Source organism: Vibrio sp. ZF 223, assembly GCF_003050585.1.
Lineage (GTDB): Bacteria > Pseudomonadota > Gammaproteobacteria > Enterobacterales > Vibrionaceae > Vibrio > Vibrio crassostreae.
Genome location: NZ_PIGB01000010.1, coordinates 65,934 through 87,050, shown reverse-complemented (window position 1 = coordinate 87,050; position 21,117 = coordinate 65,934). Strand labels below are relative to the sequence as shown.

Annotated in this window: 16 protein-coding genes; 8 read left to right on the top strand and 8 right to left on the bottom strand. The window is 43.9% G+C overall.

Annotation, left to right across the window (positions count from 1 at the left end; translation table 11 throughout):
* Positions 1–144: 144 nt before the first annotated feature.
* On the bottom strand, positions 145–1,662 hold the full coding sequence (locus CWO13_RS17990) for a fumarate hydratase (RefSeq protein ID WP_108083319.1): 1,518 nt from the start codon (positions 1,660–1,662) through the stop codon (positions 145–147).
* Between the two features lie 254 nt (positions 1,663–1,916).
* Here CWO13_RS17990 and pabB point away from each other — a divergent pair, with 254 nt between their 5' ends.
* Positions 1,917–3,296 carry an aminodeoxychorismate synthase component I gene (gene pabB, locus CWO13_RS17985; protein ID WP_108083318.1) on the top strand — a complete coding sequence of 460 codons (1,380 nt, stop codon included), beginning with the start codon at positions 1,917–1,919 and terminating at the stop codon, positions 3,294–3,296.
* 162 nt (positions 3,297–3,458) lie between these two features.
* Here the strand turns inward: pabB and CWO13_RS17980 are convergent, their stop codons facing one another.
* Positions 3,459–5,177: an ATP-binding protein gene (locus CWO13_RS17980; protein ID WP_102432743.1), complete on the bottom strand. Its 1,719-nt coding sequence runs from the start codon at positions 5,175–5,177 to the stop codon at positions 3,459–3,461.
* Between the two features lies 1 nt (position 5,178).
* A complete protein-coding gene (locus tag CWO13_RS17975) occupies positions 5,179–5,721 on the bottom strand; it encodes a heme NO-binding domain-containing protein (protein ID WP_102432744.1) in 543 nt (180 codons plus the stop codon).
* A 304-nt stretch (positions 5,722–6,025) separates the two neighbouring features.
* Here CWO13_RS17975 and CWO13_RS17970 point away from each other — a divergent pair, with 304 nt between their 5' ends.
* The 3 genes from CWO13_RS17970 to CWO13_RS17960 all read left to right on the top strand — a co-directional run bounded on the left by CWO13_RS17970 (position 6,026) and on the right by CWO13_RS17960 (position 9,670).
* Positions 6,026–6,625 carry a CoA pyrophosphatase gene (locus tag CWO13_RS17970; protein WP_081228700.1) on the top strand — a complete coding sequence of 200 codons (600 nt, stop codon included), beginning with the start codon at positions 6,026–6,028 and terminating at the stop codon, positions 6,623–6,625.
* A gap of 309 nt (positions 6,626–6,934) precedes the next feature.
* Complete coding sequence (locus CWO13_RS17965) at positions 6,935–8,188, top strand: aromatic amino acid transport family protein (protein ID WP_048658418.1); 1,254 nt, start codon at positions 6,935–6,937, stop codon at positions 8,186–8,188.
* A gap of 120 nt (positions 8,189–8,308) precedes the next feature.
* Positions 8,309–9,670 (top strand): L-serine ammonia-lyase, encoded by a 1,362-nt coding sequence (locus CWO13_RS17960; protein WP_048609201.1) that lies wholly within the window; start codon positions 8,309–8,311, stop codon positions 9,668–9,670.
* A gap of 105 nt (positions 9,671–9,775) precedes the next feature.
* Here CWO13_RS17960 and CWO13_RS17955 read toward each other — a convergent pair whose 3' ends face one another.
* Positions 9,776–10,918 (bottom strand): amino acid permease, encoded by a 1,143-nt coding sequence (locus tag CWO13_RS17955; RefSeq protein ID WP_108083317.1) that lies wholly within the window; start codon positions 10,916–10,918, stop codon positions 9,776–9,778.
* 81 nt (positions 10,919–10,999) lie between these two features.
* Positions 11,000–11,197, bottom strand: a complete 198-nt coding sequence (locus tag CWO13_RS23355) for a hypothetical protein (RefSeq protein WP_123923953.1) — start codon at positions 11,195–11,197, stop codon at positions 11,000–11,002.
* 446 nt (positions 11,198–11,643) lie between these two features.
* Here CWO13_RS23355 and CWO13_RS17950 point away from each other — a divergent pair, with 446 nt between their 5' ends.
* Positions 11,644–13,266: a methyl-accepting chemotaxis protein gene (locus tag CWO13_RS17950; protein WP_048668647.1), complete on the top strand. Its 1,623-nt coding sequence runs from the start codon at positions 11,644–11,646 to the stop codon at positions 13,264–13,266.
* A gap of 88 nt (positions 13,267–13,354) precedes the next feature.
* On the opposite strand, the gene CWO13_RS17945 is transcribed toward CWO13_RS17950, so the two are convergent.
* On the bottom strand, positions 13,355–14,845 hold the full coding sequence (locus tag CWO13_RS17945; protein ID WP_108020842.1) for a SulP family inorganic anion transporter: 1,491 nt from the start codon (positions 14,843–14,845) through the stop codon (positions 13,355–13,357).
* A gap of 558 nt (positions 14,846–15,403) precedes the next feature.
* On the opposite strand from CWO13_RS17945, the gene asnS reads away from it, so the two are divergent.
* Positions 15,404–16,804 (top strand): asparagine--tRNA ligase, encoded by a 1,401-nt coding sequence (gene asnS, locus CWO13_RS17940; protein WP_017060416.1) that lies wholly within the window; start codon positions 15,404–15,406, stop codon positions 16,802–16,804.
* Positions 16,805–16,942: 138 nt separating this feature from the next.
* Here the strand turns inward: asnS and CWO13_RS17935 are convergent, their stop codons facing one another.
* Positions 16,943–17,149: a hypothetical protein gene (locus CWO13_RS17935; RefSeq protein WP_004734707.1), complete on the bottom strand. Its 207-nt coding sequence runs from the start codon at positions 17,147–17,149 to the stop codon at positions 16,943–16,945.
* A gap of 127 nt (positions 17,150–17,276) precedes the next feature.
* Entirely contained in the window at positions 17,277–18,680 is a 1,404-nt protein-coding gene (locus CWO13_RS17930; protein ID WP_107899253.1) for an aminotransferase-like domain-containing protein, read from the bottom strand.
* A 218-nt stretch (positions 18,681–18,898) separates the two neighbouring features.
* Between CWO13_RS17930 and CWO13_RS17925 the strand changes: the two genes are divergently transcribed.
* Both CWO13_RS17925 and CWO13_RS17920 read left to right on the top strand, forming a co-directional pair.
* Positions 18,899–19,198, top strand: coding sequence for a hypothetical protein (locus CWO13_RS17925; protein WP_017060414.1), 300 nt, complete (start codon positions 18,899–18,901; stop codon positions 19,196–19,198).
* 275 nt (positions 19,199–19,473) lie between these two features.
* Complete coding sequence (locus CWO13_RS17920) at positions 19,474–20,976, top strand: HD-GYP domain-containing protein (protein ID WP_108083316.1); 1,503 nt, start codon at positions 19,474–19,476, stop codon at positions 20,974–20,976.
* Positions 20,977–21,117 lie beyond the last annotated feature (141 nt).

The following is a 21,117-nucleotide window of genomic DNA, read 5'->3' as shown; positions in this document are numbered from 1 at the left end:
TATCAAACTATGTGTTTATCACTATATCATTGATAATATGACAAAAGTGCAGATAATGCTGCACTTTTGTCTTTAACTTTCTGTCAAAAATTGCAATTCAAACGCTGAAGTTAGCGACAATTACGATTTTTTGGTTTCGGTTAATTACGCTTTTTCAGCTTCAGCAATTTTCACTTTCCACGTGTCAGGGCCGATCTGGTGTGCGTTCACGCCGTTAGAGTCAACCGCTACCGTTACTGGCATGTCTTCAACTTCAAACTCGTAAATCGCTTCCATACCGAGATCTTCAAACGCAACAACGCGTGCTTTTTTAATTGCTTTTGCGACTAAATAAGCTGCACCGCCAACCGCCATCAGGTAAACCGATTTATGTTGTTTGATTGACTCAACCGTTGCAGGGCCGCGCTCTGCTTTACCAATCATGCCCATAATGCCGGTTTCTTCTAGCATCATGTCGGTGAATTTATCCATACGAGTAGACGTTGTTGGGCCAGCAGGACCTACCGCTTCATCGCCTACTGCATCAACAGGGCCTACGTAGTAAATGAACTTACCTTTCAGGTCGACACCTTCTGGTAAACCTTCACCACTTTCAAGCATACCTTGAATACGCTTATGCGCTGCATCACGACCGGTTAAGATCTTACCTGATAGAAGAACCGTTTCGCCGGTCTTCCACTCTTGAACGTCTTCTTTAGTAATTTCATCAAGGTTAACACGGCGAGTATTTGCACCTGCTTCCCAAGTAATATCTGGCCACTCTTCTAACTTAGGTGGTGTTAGCTCTGCAGGGACGCTGCCGTCTAATGTGAAATGTACGTGACGTGTTGCTGCACAGTTCGGGATCAAGCAGACAGGCTTAGAGGCTGCGTGCGTTGGCGCTGTTTTGATTTTCACGTCAACCACAGTTGTTAGACCGCCAAGACCTTGTGCGCCAATACCCAGTTTGTTTACACGGTTGAAGATATCTAAACGAAGCTCTTCTTCAGCGTTCTCTGGACCTTTGTCGATAAGCTCTTGAATATCGATGTGCTCCATCAGAGATTCTTTTGCTAGTACTGCTGCTTTCTCTGCCGTACCGCCAATACCTATGCCTAGCATGCCCGGTGGACACCAGCCCGCACCCATGGTTGGTAAGGTCTTCTCTACCCACTCTGCAATATCGTCAGAAGGGTTCAGCATAACCATCTTAGTTTTGTTCTCAGAACCACCGCCTTTCGCTGCGATTTGGATTTCAACTTTGTTGCCCGGAACCATATTAATGTGAACAACCGCTGGCGTGTTGTCTTTAGTATTAATACGCTTACCTGCAGGGTCCATTAGGACAGATGCACGCAATGGGTTATCTGGGTTGTTGTAAGCTTGACGAACGCCTTCATCAACCATCTGTTGTACTGTTTGATCCGTTTCCCACCTAACATCCATACCGATGTTCACGAAACAAGTAACAATACCCGTATCCTGACAAATTGGACGATGACCTTCCGCAGACATACGCGAGTTGATAAGAATCTGAGCAATTGCATCTTTAGCTGCTTGGCTCTCTTCTTTCTCGTACGCTTTTTCTAGGGCTTGGACAAAGTCTAAGGGGTGATAATAAGAAATGTACTGAAGTGCGTCAGCGACACTGCTGATCACATCTTGCTTACGAATAACCGTCATTGCATGCCTCTTTATTGTTCTGGTTCCATGTGGGTTCACAGTTTGGCTATCTATGCCAAATCGAATTAGGTGGTTTAGCTTTTTATTGTGTTGAGCTGTATTTAGTTGCTTTAGCAATCGCTTGCATAGCTTTAAACTAAACCACTTGGATTACTCCGTTCTAATCAAGAACCCATTTTATTTTCAATTTATGATACTCTTGCTTCCTCTCACACGCCATGCAGTGATCGAACTCTTTGTCACAAATTAAACAAATGAATAACAACGAATTTCGCTCTATCCAAATCAAGCCGCTTGAATATCAATCAACTTTAGCTAAACAGCTGTTTTCCCATATTGAAAACCTGCCGTGGGCAATGCTATTACGCTCCGCTTCAGAAAGCCACGTTGATAGTCGATACGATATTTTAGTTGCTCAACCCATCGCCACCTTCGAAACAATCGGTGCAAAAACCACCGTTAATGTTAATGAGACGTGCGAGGTTTCAGACTCCGATCCTTTCGAACTACTCGACCAATATCAGCAGCAATTATTGCCTGCGACTAAAGAGCACACTGAGTTGCCATTCGTTGGCGGCGCTTTAGGCTATTTTAGTTATGATTTAGGGCGCAGAGTCGAGACACTTCCATCACTCGCAACGCGTGATATTGAAGCACCTGACATGGCGGTTGGCTTGTATGAATGGGCTGTTATCGTTGATCACCAACTGAAAACGGCGTGTACTGTCGGTAACAATATCGATGAACATCATGATTGGCTGATGCAGAAAATGGGTCAATCACACCTAACACATGCGCCCTTTGGATTAACCACACCGTGGAAATCCAATATGAGCGAAGAGAGCTACGCCACCAAGTTCGATAGCGTTCAAGAATACCTGTTATCCGGGGACTGCTATCAGATCAACTTAGCTCAGCGCTTCAATGCTCAATACCAAGGCAGTGAATGGCTGGCTTATGACAAGTTAGAGCAGTACAACTCAGCACCCTTTTCGGGTTTCATCCGTTTGGCCGACTGCGCAATCATCAGTGTTTCGCCAGAGCGTTTCTTAGAACTCAAAGACAACGTCATTGAAACCAAGCCAATTAAAGGCACACGACCTCGTTCTGAGAACCCGATGATTGATGATGCTAACGCGCAAGATCTGGCAAGCGCCGATAAAGATCAGGCGGAAAACTTGATGATCGTCGACCTACTTCGTAATGACATTGGCCGAGTGGCAAAATCGGGCACAGTGCATGTACCAAAGTTGTTCGATATTGAGAGCTTCCCTGCCGTGCACCACTTGGTAAGCACGATACGAGCAGACCTTGATGAACAATATTCTGCGACTGACCTTCTGAGAGCGTGTTTCCCTGGCGGTTCGATTACTGGCGCACCAAAAGTTCGCGCGATGCAGATCATTGAAGAGTTAGAACCGCATCGACGTTCAGCGTACTGCGGCAGTATTGGCTACATCAGCCGAAATGGAAGAATGGATACCAGTATTACCATTCGTACATTAGTCGCCGAGAACAATACGCTTTATGCATGGGCTGGCGGTGGTGTGGTATTTGATAGTGATTGTGCTTCTGAATACCAAGAAACTCTGGATAAGCTGAGTCGAATTCTACCGGTACTTGAAGATTGCTAAACCTAGCGTCATTAACTGCGAGTTCCGCGATTTAATGACGAGTTCTGCGGCTTAACGCTCAGCAAAAACTCGATATAAAAAGAAACCGAAGGATCGCAAGATCACTTCGGTTTTTTAGTCTTTGAACTAGAGTGCATTGCTCACAACGCATTATTAGCGTGTTTAAGCGACCTTCACCGCAGAGACACCCCACTTCTTAAGCATCTCTTTAAGATCATTGGCGGTGTAAGGTTTACTCAAAATGTCATCCATTCCACACTGAATACAACGTTCCCGCTCTTCAAGTGTCGTTCCGGCGGTCAGTGCCACAATAGATTTAACGTAACCCTTCTCTCTTAGTTTCTCTGTCGCTTCAAAGCCGTCCATAACGGGCATTCTGCAATCCATGAATACAATGTCGTATTCATTGTCTGACGCGAGCTCAAACCCTTCGACACCATTACTTGCGATAGCCGGTTCAATCTCATGTTTACGAAGCATTTGCTGGATGATGATCTGGTTCATCTTAATATCATCAACCACCAACACTTTAAGTAGTGACAATTCCGCCTCAGACTCAAAGCCCTTGGTAACACTATCACTCTCAGCCGGAACATCGACAACTTGAAGAGGAATCGAGATGGTAAAAGTCGTGCCTGAGCCAACAACACTGGTCACGCTAATATCACCGTGCATCAAACCTACTAGCTTACGACAGATGGCGAGACCAAGCCCAGTCCCTTCGTAGTTTCGGCTACTTGAATTATCCGCTTGAGTAAAAGGTTCAAACAGCGTCTTATGAGAGGATTGAGCGATCCCAACTCCAGTGTCCTCTACGGAAAAAATAAATTGGTCTCTCAACCATTTAATCTCAACGCTCACATGTCCTTTATCCGTGAACTTGATGGCGTTTCCAATCAAGTTTACGAACAGTTGAGTAATACGCTCTAAGTCACCATAGAAATGGCTCGGTACACCTTTGTCTACATCAACATCAAACTTAAGCTGCTTTTCAAGTGCTCGATTGGTAAAGATACTATCGATAGTATTTCTCAAATCATGAAGCGCGAACTTCTTCGGTATTAACTCCAACATTCCCGCGTTGATTTTACTGTAATCCAATAGGTCATTAATGATGGTTCTGAGAAACTCTCCAGATTGACTTAAGTTGTTCACTATTTCACGTTGAGAACTATTCAGTTCGGTATCGCTAATCAATTCGGCACTACCTAGTAGGCCATTAAGCGGGGTTCTTAATTCATGGTTGATCATTGCGACAAAGTCACGCGTTGCTCTTTCAGATTCTTCTGCTCGTTTACGTGATTCAATGTTTCGATTGATAGCAAGCTGGTGGGTTAAGGCACTACAAATAAGGTCGGTAACTAACAACAGTTGGCTTTGGATGAATTCGAAATCTTGGTCTAATACCCTGACCTTCACAATTAACGCGCCGACTATGACCTTTTCAACCTCTAATGGTACGGTAAGGTGGTTGCCTTGCCAATGAGGCTCTTGAATATCTTGCTCTATCACCTCGACGGTTTCGTCACCATAGTCATAAGTGTGTAATTGAGGGAGCAGCTTGGGAGGCAAAATCAAACGACTGGCTTCAATCAGATAACTGTTGGTCACACTTGTCGTCAATTGTGACAACATGACGTCATCAAGATCATTACTCAGAAAAGCGCGTCCGAAATCAATCAACAGGTTGTCGATTTGTTCTTGGAATTCAATGCGACGTATGTTTGCATTGGAACGCTTCTCTAACTGACGCAGTGCAAGCTCGAGTTGGTGGTTGGCCTCAAAAAGTTCAAGGCTCTTTTGTTCCAACAAGGCTTCTGCTGCTTTTCGCGCAGCAATTTGGCGTTTAAGTTTTTTCTCTAGGGCTGAGGCCAGATCCATATCACTTTTCTACTTTGAGATTAAACCTAACCACGCTCTGGTCATCATTTTGTGGCGTCATCTCCACCGCAATAGATTCACCGTGGTATTCAGCGCACCCTTCGATAAGCCCTAAACAAACATGAGACATACATCTTGCGCTTTTGTAGTCAAAAACAAGTTGTGCTTCGGTCGTGGTGATAAAACTGAATTCAGGTGGCTCAGCATCTGGATAGAGCTTCTTCACTTCAACGTGAATGTAGCGCTCTACGTGCTGAATAAATTGAAAGGTGGTATTGCTGTGAGCAATGCTAGCTTTATTCGGCAATGAGGCTAATAAGTTCTTAAATACGGACTGCCCGAAAACGCGTTGCAAGCTTGCTGCATCTATATCGGTTTTTTTGCTCAGATTAATGATGAGTTTAACCAGATCTTTGTGGTCGTAACTTCCGACAGATGTGTAGATCCCTTCATCTTCTGACGTCTCTAGAACTTCTTCCAAAAGCTCTAACCCAAACTTGTCTTCAACAAGCTCTAAAAATTCGGTGAATATGATTCCTTTCATCTCATACCTTTTCTTCTATTTCTTTTTAGAATGGTTCACTAAGTCATTGTTATCAAATTCTTAAACACAAAATCTACGCTCCGTAACCCAATTTTATGACATGGGTAACGCTTACTCGCAGATGCGTACATATTGAATATAGCAAAAACCGGCATTTTAAGGATGTCAGTAACTACGTGGCCCTTAATTACGCCTAGTTAATAGCTAAACTAAAGGTAAGTAAATGAAGACACACTCAAAATTGGTAATCAGCCCACTGTTATGTCTATACTTAAAATCATAATAATCAATATATTGGCTTGATATGAATAAAGAAAACTTCCTTCAACAATTCCAACTAAACCCTACCGTTGGCTATCACCCAGAGTCAGTAGAGCGTGTTTCGCATATCAGTGGCGATCAATTACGTAAAGCGGCAGTGGTGGTAGGTTTAGTTGAAAGAGAAGATGGTTTACATGTCATTTTTACTAAAAGAGCCGCTCATTTAAAGCATCATCCTGGCCAAGTCAGTTTTCCTGGCGGTAAACATGAACTCTCTGACCCTTCTATGCAATTTACTGCACTTAGAGAGCTCCATGAAGAGGTAGGAATTCGATCGGATCAAGTTAAAATTGTTGGGCAATTACCCGCTTTGAGTACTATTAGTAAATTTTCTGTGACACCGATTGTTGCTCTGGTCGATCCTGACTATGAAGCCATCATCGATGAGAATGAAGTTGCCTCTATTTTTGAGGTGCCTGCCACCTATGTTTTAGACCAAGCCAAGTTACACAGCCACACTGTTAACTTCAAACAAATCAAGCATCGTGTTTTTGCGATGCCCTTCCAAGAGCACCTAATTTGGGGCGTTACGGCGCAAATTATCCAATCTCTGCAGCAGCATGTAGTGCAACAAATCACATAGCAACTACGTTTTGTTTAATCTCTGTTAACAAATCGCAAGCTTTGTATGGAACAGAATTATTAATGCAATTTTACGCAAACGTTTCCCTGGTATAAATCTGAACAACCCCGCCTTTCGCATAATAAAAACTAATACCTAGCATGAGCATAAATCACCTGTAGCACGCCAATTTCGTGATCAAAAATCCGTTTTTCGCATATCATGTGACACGCCGTTTCATTACATGATTTAGATCTATTTTTTGTAGAAGAAAATTCTGCAGAATTAGCCCCGACTTATTTCCTGTTCCCAAAAAATGAGTAATTTAACATGAACACAACAACTTCTTCGGCAAATGCCGTTAAAGATTCAAGCAAGTTTAACTATAAAGATTTTACCTGGTGTTTATCACTATTCGGTACAGCAGTTGGTGCTGGCGTACTATTTCTTCCAATCAAAGCTGGTGCGGGTGGTTTTTGGCCATTAGTTATCCTAGCTCTAATCGCGGCACCGATGACTTGGTTCGCACACAAATCTCTAGCTCGCTTCGTACTGTCAGCTAAAAACCCTGAAGCAGATATTACAGACACAGTTGAAGAGCACTTCGGTAAGACTGGCGCAAACATTATTACTTTTGCTTACTTCTTCGCTATCTACCCAATCGTTCTTATCTACGGTGTTGGTATCACAAACACGGTTGATTCTTTCCTAGTAAACCAAATGGGTATGGAATCTATTCCACGTCCTCTTCTTTCTGGTGCACTTATCCTTGCTATGACAGCAGGTGTTGTATTCGGTAAAGAGCTGATGCTTAAAGCAACGTCAGCGATGGTTTACCCACTAGTATTCATCCTACTAGCACTATCTTTCTACCTAGTTCCTGATTGGAACACTTCAATGATGGACGTAAGCCCAGAATGGTCAACAATGCCTTCTATTATCTGGCTTGCTATTCCAATCATCGTGTTCTCTTTCAACCACAGCCCAATCATTTCACAGTTCTCTAAAGAGCAACGTCGTGTATACGGTGAAGACGCAGTTAAGAAAACTGACCAAATCACTGGCGGCGCAGCAATGATGCTGATGGGCTTTGTAATGTTCTTCGTATTCTCTGTAGTACTTTCTCTATCTCCAGAGCAACTAGCAACAGCACAAGCACAGAACATCTCTGTTCTTTCTTACCTAGCTAACGTACATGAGTCTCCACTTATCTCTTACATGGGTCCTCTAGTAGCGTTCGCAGCGATTACTTCAAGCTACTTCGGTCACTTCCTAGGTGCTCACGAAGGTCTTGTTGGTCTAATCAAGTCTCGCTCTGGTTCTTCAATCTCTAAGATTGAGAAAGCTTCTCTAGCGTTCATCGTTGTTACAACTTGGATTGTTGCGGTAGTTAACCCAAGCATCCTAGGTATGATTGAAACAATGGGTGCTCCAATGATTGCAGCTATCCTGTTCCTAATGCCTGTATTCGCAATGAACAAAGTACCAGCAATGGCTAAGTACAAAACTTCAGCACCTGTACAAATCTTTACAGCTTTATGTGGTCTAGCGGCTATTAGTTCTGTAATCTACGGCGCTCTTTAATCTCAAGCCCTTTTTATAAGATGGCATCCATCTTATATCGCGAGATTAAACAAAAAATATAATGATAATAAATGAGCCTCCCTACTCCCCTTGGGAGGCTCTCTTTTTGAGGTAATCGCTATGATTAGTGTATTTGATATCTATAAAATCGGTGTTGGTCCATCGAGCTCACACACAGTTGGACCAATGAAAGCGGGTAAAGAGTTTATTGATGACCTACGTTCAATGGGAAAATTGCGCGACATCACTAAAATCACCGTGGACGTATATGGATCACTATCACTGACAGGGAAAGGTCACCACACAGATATCGCAATCATCATGGGTCTTGCTGGCAATACTCCTGAGCGTGTTGATATCGATTCTATTGCAGGCTTCATTGCTCGCGTAGAAGAAACTGAGCGCCTTCCTGTTGGCATGCACTGTCATACAGTATCGTTCCCACGCGATGGCGGTATGAACTTCCACACTAGCAACCTTTCTCTACACGAGAACGGCATGAGCATCCATGCATGGGTTGGTGACGAAGTTGCATACTCAAAAACGTACTACTCAATTGGTGGCGGTTTCATCGTTGACGAAGAAAACTTCGGCAAAGAAGAAGAAAACCCAATCAAAGCACCTTACGAATTCACTACAGCTGAAGAGCTGGTTAATCAGTGTAAAGAAAGCGGTCTTTCTATCAGTACACTGGTTATGAAAAACCAAGCAGCATTCCACTCAGACGAAGAGTCTCGCACTTACTTCGCTAACATCTGGAAAACGATGCGTGAGTGTATGGATCGCGGTATGAATACTGAAGGTATCCTGCCAGGTCCACTGCGTGTACCTCGTCGTGCAGCAGCACTTCGCCAACAGCTGATCACTTCAGAAAAAACAACTAACGATCCAATGACGGTTGTTGACTGGGTGAACATGTTTGCTTTCGCAGTAAACGAAGAAAACGCAGCGGGCGGTCGTGTAGTAACTGCACCAACAAACGGCGCATGTGGCATCATCCCTGCGGTATTGGCTTACTACGATAAGTTCATCCAAACAGTGACAGAGAAAGACTACATCCGTTACTTTGCAGCTTCTGGCGCGATCGGTGGTCTTTACAAGCGTAACGCTTCTATCTCTGGTGCCGAAGTTGGCTGTCAGGGTGAAGTTGGTGTGGCATGTTCTATGGCTGCTGCTGGTCTTGCTGAGCTTATGGGTGGTAGCCCTGAGCAAGTATGTATGGCTGCAGAAATCGGCATGGAGCACAACCTAGGTCTAACGTGTGACCCAGTAGCCGGCCAAGTACAAGTACCATGTATCGAGCGTAACGGTATTGCTGCAGTTAAAGCAATCAACTCGACTCGTATGGCACTTCGTCGTTCTTCTGCTCCTACTGTTTCTCTAGATAAAGTTATCGAAACAATGCTAGAAACAGGCAAAGACATGAACGCTAAATACCGTGAGACTTCTCAAGGTGGTTTGGCTGTTAAGGTTGTTTGTTAATCACTCTGAATTAATAAACCGATAATAAAAAAGGAACGCCGATGCGTTCCTTTTTTTGTAACTGAAATTGGTTGACTGATTTATTCACCCAACCAAATTGTTTTATTAAATCACTTGCGAGATAAGCAGGAAGCAACCAAACAACAATGAAAAAAGCATCATTGGCTTGCCACCTTCCGCGCTGTATCTATCTTCTGCTACTTTCATGAAGCGTTGCTTGTGAACCATCACCAGAGGAACGAACACAGCTAAGAACACTAAGATGATACCTGCGTAGTTCAACACTTGTAGGAACTTGTCTGCAGCAAGCAGTGAACCTGCCAACGGTAAGATAAAGCTAATACAGTACGTTACTGCCGTATTTTGGTTGAACATGTCTTTGTTCTGGTTGAACAACGCCATCGCCACGCCAAAGAAAGAGGTCAACAACGCCAACCCAGTGAAGGTAGACAGAACATTACCCACCCAAGGAGATTGAGCCTCAAACGCCGCCATCAAATCGGATACGTTCTTAAAGCTTCTGAATTGCTCTTCACTCAAGTTACCCACTACCGCAAACAACCAGCACAAGTAACACACTAATGGGATCAGAGAACCGACGATCACCATGTTACGCAGCTGTTTGTCTGTCGCTTCGTGGTTGTAAGAAACTAACGTTGGAATCACAACCATAAAGCCAAAGCTTGTAAACAGGATTGCACTGGTTTTGATTAAATCAACGTGGTCATGGCTGGTTACCTGCATCAAGTTTTCTTGAGTCATGCTCGGTGCCAAGAACGCCATGGTTGCAAATAAACTTGCAAGCATCACGAAGAACAATGCGCGGTTGAGTTTATCAATCACACCAGTACCACTTGCGACTACAGCGCCAGCAAGCAAGGTAAACACGATTTGGCTGCTAGTAGCGGTAATTTCGACGCCAAAGTTAGACAGTAACTTACTCAGCAAGTCACCTGCGCCCAGAATGTAAGCCATTAATAGACAAATCAATAACGCGTATAGCAAACCGTTGGTAAGCAACTGACCTTGTTTACCCAAGGTTTTTCGGGCAATAGAGTTTAATCCTAGACCGCCACCCGCTTTGATGGTCGCTTCTAGAAGTAATAATGCTGCGTAAGTAGTACCGAAGCAGATCAGTACCATCAGCAGTGTGCCATAAAGCAATCCAAATTGAGCTAATACCATTGGGATCGCGAGCATACCAGCACCGAGAGCGGTACCAGCGATAATTAGGGAGCTACCCATCATTTTAATATTCATTATTTTTAACTTATTTGTTTAGTTTTTATAGGTGTGAATCTTCGTGCATCAAGTGGATGACAAAGGAATTCAGATAGAAATAAAGTTATAAAACGAATAACAATAGGAGCGATAAGCGGTAAAGAAGCGTGCAGAGACGTTGTCGAACAGGGCGTTCAAAGGGGAGCTTGTCTTAAGAGAGGTAAAACGAGAAGCGTGAGTAAGCGTTAACTGATGTGGTGAACCTTCCGTAGGTTCAATAATCGGCGATGTAATCTTGAATTTCATGTATGTGTCCAATAATTGAGTCACATTCCATAGTATTTGAAGCAGCGTATCCGTTGCTGCCCTACCTCTAGCATTAGAGATCTTCTCATCTTATCGAATGAGACTCGAAACACAACGCTATAACCACACTTTTTGCTATTAAATTGAACAAAATAGCTATCTGGATATAAATTGACCACCAAACCTTCTAATACAATAATTTTCATTGATAAAAGACAAGCTGATAAATACATCTAGCCCATGGAACCCGAGACTCTCTCCTCTAACTAGAATCAAATTCACAACTCAACGTTATATTTTGACATAAGACATAACACAAACTTGCTACATCACAGAAACATAACCACAACCGGAGTATGGTCACACAATTCGCCATACCCCATAGGTGGTAGTGACTCTTACACGTACAGTATGCGCGTCATTAAAAAATAAAAAATTAATACCTTATGCGCTCAACTATAACCTTCAAAATTCTAGTGGCCCTCGCTATTGTGTTCACTTTTTTGCTAGCAATATCGACCTACTTTCAATATTCGCAGCAAAAACAACTTGTTAACTCTGTATTGAGTGAACAGCTTCATGATAAGGCAAGTAACTATTTCGATAGCCTTAATATGATGATGCTGACTGGCACAATGGCGCAAAAAGAGACCCTGCGTCAAAAAGCGTTAGCACAAGAAGGCATTGAAGACGTTCGTGTTTTGCGCGCTGACGCTGTAAGCAAGTTATACGGTCCCGGTAATGACAATCAAATACCTGTTGATGATATCGACAAGCGAGCGCTAGCAGGTGAAACGGTTATCGAACCCTTTTCTGCCGATTGGGGTAAAGGCTTGGTTATTGCTCTACCCATGAAGTCGAGTGAAGATTACCGGGGTACCAATTGCGTCGCCTGTCATATGGCACCAGAAGGCGAAGTATTGGGGGCAATTCGCCTTGAATACAACCTTAGTCATGTCAACTCGCTGATCAACACTCAAACCATGACCGCTATTGGCATTATGACGGTGATCTCGTTTGCCGGATTTGTTCTTACGATGGGATTAATTCGCAAGATTATCGTGCGCCCTCTTCAACAGACTTCTCGCTTCATGACCCAAGTCAGCAGCGATAAAAACCTGTCCACTCGCCTGCCTGAACAAAGTAAGGATGAGATTGGCACGCTGGCTAACTCCATCAACTCGTTCATGGGCACCGTATCTGACAGCTTAGAAAAGGTACAGAATACTTCGCATAAACTGAATGCGTCTGCCAACCAACTGACTAGCGTCGCGCAAATTACCGAGCAAGCCGCCAGCGACCAGCAAAGCGAAACCGCAGAAGTGCAACACAATGTCGAAGGGATACAGGCGCAACAAGTCAATGTAGAACAAGCCACTTTAACCGCTTCAGAACTCATCAATCACACCGCCGATGTAGCGTGTAAGAGTGCCAACCAAGCACACGACGCAAGCAGTGAGATAAAGAACCTAGTCAGCAGTATAGAAGAAGTGAAGCACAAGATACTGACACTCAATGAGCAAACCGGTGAGGTCTCTTCAATATTGAGTGTTATTCGTGGCATTGCCGACCAAACCAACCTTCTTGCATTAAATGCAGCGATTGAAGCGGCTCGCGCCGGAGAACAAGGTCGAGGATTTGCAGTAGTTGCTGATGAAGTTCGTCACCTAGCATCAAGAACCGCCGAAGCAACAGGCAGCATTGAGTCAATCATTCATCAATTCCAGCAAGGCAGTGAAGAGTCTCTGACTTCGACCGATCGCGTTTGCGAACAAGCCCATCAAAGCTCCACCGACATCGACGCACTTTCAATAGAAATGAATGGGGTGGTTGAAGAGATGAAACAGGTGCTAGCCCACGCACAGAACATTCAGCAGCAAACGCAATCCACCACACAAGCGACTCAAGATGTTCAACAAAAGGTTGAAACCATCACTTCTCACGCCGACAACACATCGCAATCTGCGGCTGAAACCCGCGACATCAGCAATGACTTAGAAGAGCTGTCTGATCACCTTGAGTCACTGATTAATCAGTTTACTTTGTCGAGTACAAAGAAGAACCCATAGGTCGTCTACAACAAAAAAGCGCTCACAATGAGCGCTTTATCTTCCTAACAATGTCTAGTTCAGGCTTTCAAATAACCTTAGACAACGATTAGTGCGTAATGGAAACCGCGGTTAAGTCTTTATGCTTGTGGTACATCGCGTGTTTGAATATCAGATTCGCACTCACGGTATCCATTCCAGAAACCTCCACATAAGCCCCCTTTTTACGGAACTTGAACACAACCTTATCAAGCGCCTCAACCGAAGTGTTATCTAGGAACGAAGCATCCGATATATCGATCGTCACTAAAGAGGTCGCGTTGTCATAATCAAATAGATCGACAAACGCATCTGAAGAAGCAAAAAATACATGCCCTTTTACTCGGTGGATGGTGTGCATTTCGTTGGTCACCACTTCATCAGATATAAAGACCATCGACTTGCTAGCATGTGCATAAAACAGAGCCGATAACACCACGCCAACCGCCACCCCAATCGCTAAGTTATGAGTAAACACCACCACCGCCACGGTCACTAACATGGTTACATTAGTTGGAAGTGTGTGGTCTTTAAGCTCAACAATAGAACGCCACGAGAATGTGCCGATAGAAACCATGATCATCACAGACACTAAAGCTGCCATCGGTATCAGCTTCAACCAATCAGAAACAAACACCACCATTAATAACAAAACAACCCCGGCGATCATGCTGGACAATCGGGTTAAGCCGCCTGATTTGATGTTAATGATTGACTGGCCAATCATCGCACAACCCGCCATACCACCAAAAAGGGAGGCCACTATATTGGCAACCCCCTGCCCTTTACACTCATTGTTTTTATTACTTTCAGTATCTGTCAGGTCATCGACGATGGTCGCTGTCATCAAGGATTCCAATAAGCCAACCAAAGATAGAGCAATCGAATATGGAAGGATGGTTGCAAGCGTATCGAACGTGAATGGAATATTGGGAATTAAAAACACAGGCAGTGAATCAGGAAGCTTACCCATATCGCCAATCGTTCTCACATCTAATCCGAACAACAAACTAATGACTGTCAGGGCAACAATCGCGACTAATGGAGAAGGTATTGCACGACCAAACTTGGGGAAATAAGGAAGCAGATAAATGATCGCCAAACCCAAAGCGACTAATACATAAACGCTCGAAGGGACGTTGACCAATTCAGGGAGCTGGGCCATGAAGATTAGGATGGCGAGCGCGTTAACAAATCCAGTAATCACCGATTTGGAAACAAAGTTCATCAGGTTACCGAGCTTGAGATATCCCGCCGCGATTTGAATAACGCCTGCAAGAAATGAAGCAGCAAGCAAGTACTCCAATCCGTGCTCTCTCACTAAGGTGACCATTAACAGCGCCATTGCGCCTGTTGCTCCGGAAATCATTCCTGGGCGGCTGCCAACCAAAGCGGTTACGAAACAAATACAGAACGAAGCATATAGCCCTACTTTAGGGTCAACGCCTGCAATAATTGAAAATGCGATGGCTTCAGGGATCAATGCGAGTGCAACCACAACCCCAGATAATGAATCTCCTTTAACGTTTGATAACCAGTGTTTTTTTAAATAATTAAGCATGTAATTCTCTTTTACTTGTACAGCCAGTCCTGCCTTGTTGAGACATAATCTGATCGACTGTTTTTCTTGAATGAGCGAGCGCTCGAAAAGTGCGGGTGTAGAGAGAATGCAGGGGTTAAGGCGGCGTAATTAACACGTAGATATTAAACTCCTCTTGTTGCTTTAGTGGGAAATTAAGAAGGTGATCAAGTCCGATATGACTGAATCCGCGCCAATATAGAGCGAGTTTCAACACAATCACACTCCAATTATTGAAAACAAAGGTTTCGATTACGCCTTGTTCATTCGACGATTCACATTAGGCGGAACGTAAGGCGCACGCTAAGATCGAACAAAAAACACACCCTCAAACGTATTTATGGTCAGTAGACACAATATTTCTTTCACCAAGCAAGAATAAAGGTTGAAGCTGTCGGTATGACAGGTAATATGTTCAATCGATTTAAAAAGTTTATACAACTTAATGTTTCGGCTAATTATTGTGCAAATGTATGTTTATTTGCAGCAATGCCAGAGACTTTGAGTTGAATTTGTCCCTCAATGGAGAATGAAATCAACATGACTTACGCGCCTGTAACAGACGTACTTGGCGGCAAGCTAGCGGTAGACAGTGAAGTAACTGTTCGCGGCTGGATCCGTTCACGTCGTGATTCCAAAGCTGGAATCTCTTTCCTTGCCATTTATGACGGCTCTTGTTTCGACCCGATTCAGGCCGTGGTTCCTAATAATCTTAATAATTACGAAAACGAAGTATTAAAGCTAACAACTGGCTGCTCTGTTGAAGTAACAGGTAAGATTGTTGAGTCTCCTGCGAAAGGTCAAGACTTCGAACTAGCAGCAACTGACGTTAAAGTTGTGGGTTGGGTTGAAGATGCTGACACTTACCCAATGGCTAAGACACGTCACTCTATCGAATACCTTCGTGAAGTTGCTCACCTACGTCCACGTACAAACGTGATTGGCGCAGTAGCACGTGTACGTAACTGTCTATCTCAAGCGATTCACCGTTTCTACCACGAGCAAGGCTTCTTCTGGACTTCTGCTCCGCTTATCACTGCATCTGATGCAGAAGGCGCTGGTGAAATGTTCCGCGTTTCTACGCTAGACATGGAAAACCTACCACGTACTGAAAAAGGCGACGTAGACTTCAACGAAGATTTCTTCGGTAAAGAGACGTTCCTAACAGTATCTGGCCAACTTAATGCTGAAGCTTATGCTTGTGCACTAAGCAAGGTTTACACGTTCGGTCCTACGTTCCGTGCTGAAAACTCAAACACAAGCCGCCACCTAGCTGAGTTCTGGATGGTTGAGCCTGAAGTTGCGTTTGCAGACCTTAACGACGTAGCGAAACTGGCTGAAGACATGCTTAAGTACGTTTTCGCTGCTGTTCTTGAAGAGCGCCGCGACGACCTTGAGTTCTTTGCTTCTCGCATCGACAAGCAAGCAATTACTCGTCTAGAGCAATTCGTTGACGCTGACTTCGCACAAGTTGACTACACTGACGCAATCCAAATCCTACTAGATTCTGGTAAGAAATTTGAATTCGACGTTGAGTGGGGCATCGACATGTCTTCTGAGCATGAGCGTTACCTAGCTGAAGAGCACTTCAAAGCGCCTGTTATCGTTAAGAACTACCCGAAAGACATCAAAGCTTTCTACATGCGCTTAAACGACGACGGCAAAACAGTTGCAGCAATGGACGTACTTGCACCAGGCATCGGTGAAATCATCGGTGGTGCACAACGTGAAGAGCGTCTAGACATTCTAGACGAGCGTATGATTGCTATGGGTATCGACCCTGAGCACATGAGCTGGTACCGCGACCTACGTAAATACGGCACAGTGCCGCACGCTGGCTTTGGTCTTGGTTTCGAGCGTCTAGTATCTTACGTAACAGGTATGGGCAACGTTCGTGACGTGATTCCATTCCCACGTACGCCACGCTCTGCAAACTTCTAATTCGAAAACCTATTCGATTTATAAGTTAAGAACAAATAAAACCTCCGCAATCGCGGAGGTTTTTTATGTTCTGAATAAAACAAAACGACGGCTGCTTCTGCTTCTGCTTATCACCATCAGAGACTAGTTATTCAAAAACTAATCAACATCTTGGTCTATAGCGTATTTTATTGCGAGACCGCAGATTGCCATCATAACGAACGGGATAGCCGCAGTGGTGTATTCCGCCCATGCCATATCAGCGAACGCTTTTGCTAGCAGTACGTGGCCGAGAATAAGCAGAAGCGCACACACAATCGCGACGATAATCAACTTAACTTCATTTCCCATAGTCATTTTCAACATAACGGTATCTCCAATATTTGCTCTACCGTTATTGAACCATAACTCTCTGGTCAATTAGGCGTACAGTTACGCCACAAACAACCCGTACAGTTGGAATGATTGTCTTTTTTATGAGGGACTTAAGGTTTTACGAGTTCGTGAGTTGATGTGCAAGTTTACCAAGCAAGATAAGCGCTTGTCCTTTCTCTTCTGTCAATTCATAAGAGAAGTTCAATCGTATCGCGTTATCCACTCTGCCCTGCTCACTGAACAGATCGCCAGATGCGACGCTAATACCTTGCTCAATAGCCAGTTGATGAAATTGTTGGCTGTCGAATTTTTCAGAGAAACGAATCCATATAAAGTAGCCACCAGCTGGTTCTTCAATCTCGATTGAATGCGGGAAGTACTGCTTAATGACGTCTATAAATCGCTCTTTCCTGACTAGCAGGTTTTTACGTAGTTTACGAAGGTGATTGTCGTAGCTTTCATGCGTTAAAAAATGGGTGACGCCAAGTTGAACGGGAGCACTACTCGATAACGTAGAAAGAAGCTGCAACTTTTGAATCGCATCGTTAAAACGCTTGTTCACAACCCAACCTATTCGATAGCCCGGACATAAGCTTTTTGAATACGACCCACACAACAAAACAGAATCGGTCTTATCGAAAGCCTTTAGTGGTTTCGGTTTATGCCCTTCGTAATAAAGGTCGCCATACACGTCATCTTCAATAATGTAGGTTTCATGTTGTTCTGCAATATCTACCACACGGCGCTTCGCCTGTTCCGACAAACTGGTTCCCGTCGGGTTCTGAAAAGTCGTCATCAGCCAACACGCTTTGACATCTTGGTTTTGTAGTGCGTTTTCAAACTGCTCTATATTCAACCCATTAATTGGGCAAACATCCACTTCGATAGGGTTAAGCCCTAGCCTTTCGACAGCCTGTAGAGCACCATAGAATGCGGGAGATTCTATCACTACGTTATCACCCGACTTAGTGACCGTTTGCAGGCTCAAGTTAAGCGCTTCCATTGCACCTGACGTAATCACGATGTCTTGATGATTAACTGTAATGCCTTGCTGCAGATAACGCTGTGCGATTTGCCTTCTTAAAGACTCACTTCCAGGAGGCAGATTGTTAATCACACTGGCACCCGTCATCTTCCTGCCGGCACTGGCTAGATTTCGAGTCAAGGTAGGTAATGGGAAAAGATCGGGATCTGGAAATGCAGAACCGAAAGGAATCACACCCTCGGCTGAACTCGACTTCAAAAAATCAAATAAGCGGTCATTAATGGCTTTCTTTTCACGAACGAATGGCTCTACGTAATCAACGCCGTCCAGTCTCGGCGCGACAAAGTAGCCCGACTGAGGTTTAGCGATGATCCACCCTTCGCTTTCTAGCAACTGGTAGGCTTGTAAGACAGTACTATTGCTGACGTTGTAATTGCGACAACTCATGCGTACCGAAGGGATCTTCTCTCCGGAGCGCCACGTATTATTGGCTATCTGAGTCCGAATATCCTTTGCAAGCTCTTCATAACGCGCCATCTAATTGTACTACCTAGAGAAATTCTGTGAGCCGGTGATTTTATCACTTACGCCAACAACTATTGCTGCTATCCATATGATCGCACCTAATTTCCACAATAGTGTGAATTAGTTCACAGATAACTTTGTAAGCTTTGCTAAGTTTGTACCCAAGGTAGGAGCTAAGTTGACTTTCTACCTCAATAATTTGATGTAACCCAAAAACATGCGAGATAACAATGAAAAAAATAGAAGCAGACCAATTAAGTTATAAAGGAGAGTCAAACGGTGTTCACAGTTGGACAACACCGAGCGGCCAGCCATATTACTGGCACCCAGATTGGCTCCATATTGCTGAAGATGCGACAGGCTCACATCCAAAGCAAAAGATCGATGTAGAACAAGACCAAGCACCAACAGAAAAACACGCAGTGTCTGCTATTCTGAAACACATCAACCAATGGGCTGCAGACAAACTAGCGTCTCACCCTGAGATTGAAACAGGCTCTATTGAAGCTGAAATCAATCTGAAAAAGTAATTTGATTTAAAGTAGGTCGCGAACTCAATCACTCGCGACTTGAGTCAAATATACCGACTGAATAGCCTCGAACCTCGACCGAGGCTATTCAAGTATCTTCATAAAAATGCGGTAATAACCCTCACCTAGCTAACAAATCTCTAACACAAACCAGTTTCTTGTATCAATCCACGAAAGCTATCGATAGAATTTCCGGTCTTATTCACGTCAGTTATACTAATCATTCGTAATTCTAAAGTCGTGAATCTAATAAGAATGAGAACAAAGGCTTTTCGATGGATACTTCAAATTACAATCAATCGCTAACGACTAAGTTATACGTCATTGCTGGCGTACTGTTTGGCACCTACGGCAGCCGGGTATGCCCTATGCTCGAGAGCTTAACGACGTTAGAGATTTTCACACAAGTCAGTATTGTGTTTGCCTTATTATGGATCGCGCGTCGTTATTTATTAGCGCAACATACATTAGTTAAACAAGGTCGATTCGCGCAGCTTGATACCCTTCTATTTTTTGCCGCAAGTATCCCGTTCGCGCTCTACTACAACTTAAGCTACGAATTCACTATAGATAGCAATTTGAAGGTGTTGTTTGGCATGAGTCTATTCGGCTTCTTTACCGGAAGCATTCTCCAATTGAACGCTAAGCTCAGCCAAATGAATAAAATGGAGACGACTGGACAATTTGACTTCCAACTGGTTGGTGAAAGGAGTTCGCTGGTCAAGCAAATGATTGGTTTAGTTATCGTGCTTCTGGTAACACTAACCACCATGCTAACTATGATTGCCGTCAAGGACATCTTTTGGCTAGAACATAACCCAGATCGCTTATTGGATGGCACAGGGAAGATCAGCGTGATCAAAGAGTTTATTTATTTGGCGGTGGTGCTGGGTGGATATGCGATAGCCATCATGACGCTTTGGAGCAAACTAATTAAGCGCATTCTCCTAAGCCAAGAGTGTGCCTTGAACAAGGTGACCAATGGCGAGCAAGGCGTTCGCTTACCTATTTTCGGCTACAACGAGCTTGGTTCAATGGCCTCAATGACCAACACTATGCTTGATAGCCTCGAAACCGCGCAAAACGAAGTTAAAACCACACGTGACGTTGCGATTGTTAGCCTATCTGCGCTGGCCGAATCGAGAGACAATGAAACGGGCGCACACATCCTTAGAACTCAAGAATACGTTAAGGTGCTCGCACAAGAACTCAGCGAATCAGAAATCCACTCAAGCTTGTTAACACCAAACTACATCGAGTTACTCTACAAATCTGCGCCTTTGCACGACGTAGGCAAAGTGGGTGTGCCTGATAGCGTGTTATTGAAACCGGGTAAATTGACGGACGAAGAGTTTGAGATAATGAAAGGTCACCCTGCTATTGGCGCCGAAGCGTTATCTATTGCAGAAAAGCAGTTGGGAAGTAGCTCTTTCTTAAGAGTCGCAAAGGAGATATCTCTGACTCACCACGAGAAATGGAATGGCAGTGGTTATCCCAATCAGTTGTCTGGTGAAGATATCCCGTTATCTGGCCGTTTAATGGCATTGGCCGATGTTTATGATGCTCTCATTTCGAAGCGAGTCTATAAACCAGCCTTTACTCATGAGCAAGCTAAACAGATCATTTTAGAAGGCAATGGGACGCATTTTGATCCGCAAGTTGTTGACGCATTTCTAGCGGTTGAACAAGCGTTTGTTTCGATCGCTGCAACCTACAAAGATGGCAAAAATATCGCTAGTGAACTCGAACGCGAAAGCCTTGTTGCTCAGCCCGCATAATCTATTCAAAAACCACTAACTTCTTGCACCCTATAGGTTAATCCGTAGGGTGTTTTGTTATCAAATACCCTCTTTAGTCAATAAATCTGATTGAAATGGATTTTTTTTAGCCTTTCTGTTCACTTCGTATTGTCTTAAAAA

What these genes read in the sequence shown, in the direction of transcription:
- CWO13_RS17955 (WP_108083317.1), bottom strand. Translation starts at nt 10,918, where the DNA reads ATGATGGGTAGCTCCCTAATTATCGCTGGTACCGCTCTCGGTGCTGGT.
- CWO13_RS17945 (WP_108020842.1), bottom strand. Translation starts at nt 14,845, where the DNA reads ATGCTTAATTATTTAAAAAAACACTGGTTATCAAACGTTAAAGGAGAT.
- asnS (WP_017060416.1), top strand. Translation starts at nt 15,404, where the DNA reads ATGACTTACGCGCCTGTAACAGACGTACTTGGCGGCAAGCTAGCGGTA.
- CWO13_RS17975 (WP_102432744.1), bottom strand. Translation starts at nt 5,721, where the DNA reads ATGAAAGGAATCATATTCACCGAATTTTTAGAGCTTGTTGAAGACAAG.
- CWO13_RS17930 (WP_107899253.1), bottom strand. Translation starts at nt 18,680, where the DNA reads ATGGCGCGTTATGAAGAGCTTGCAAAGGATATTCGGACTCAGATAGCC.
- CWO13_RS17990 (WP_108083319.1), bottom strand. Translation starts at nt 1,662, where the DNA reads ATGACGGTTATTCGTAAGCAAGATGTGATCAGCAGTGTCGCTGACGCA.
- pabB (WP_108083318.1), top strand. Translation starts at nt 1,917, where the DNA reads ATGAATAACAACGAATTTCGCTCTATCCAAATCAAGCCGCTTGAATAT.
- CWO13_RS17960 (WP_048609201.1), top strand. Translation starts at nt 8,309, where the DNA reads ATGATTAGTGTATTTGATATCTATAAAATCGGTGTTGGTCCATCGAGC.
- CWO13_RS17980 (WP_102432743.1), bottom strand. Translation starts at nt 5,177, where the DNA reads ATGGATCTGGCCTCAGCCCTAGAGAAAAAACTTAAACGCCAAATTGCT.
- CWO13_RS17925 (WP_017060414.1), top strand. Translation starts at nt 18,899, where the DNA reads ATGAAAAAAATAGAAGCAGACCAATTAAGTTATAAAGGAGAGTCAAAC.
- CWO13_RS23355 (WP_123923953.1), bottom strand. Translation starts at nt 11,197, where the DNA reads ATGAAATTCAAGATTACATCGCCGATTATTGAACCTACGGAAGGTTCA.
- CWO13_RS17965 (WP_048658418.1), top strand. Translation starts at nt 6,935, where the DNA reads ATGAACACAACAACTTCTTCGGCAAATGCCGTTAAAGATTCAAGCAAG.
- CWO13_RS17950 (WP_048668647.1), top strand. Translation starts at nt 11,644, where the DNA reads ATGCGCTCAACTATAACCTTCAAAATTCTAGTGGCCCTCGCTATTGTG.
- CWO13_RS17935 (WP_004734707.1), bottom strand. Translation starts at nt 17,149, where the DNA reads ATGTTGAAAATGACTATGGGAAATGAAGTTAAGTTGATTATCGTCGCG.
- CWO13_RS17920 (WP_108083316.1), top strand. Translation starts at nt 19,474, where the DNA reads ATGGATACTTCAAATTACAATCAATCGCTAACGACTAAGTTATACGTC.
- CWO13_RS17970 (WP_081228700.1), top strand. Translation starts at nt 6,026, where the DNA reads ATGAATAAAGAAAACTTCCTTCAACAATTCCAACTAAACCCTACCGTT.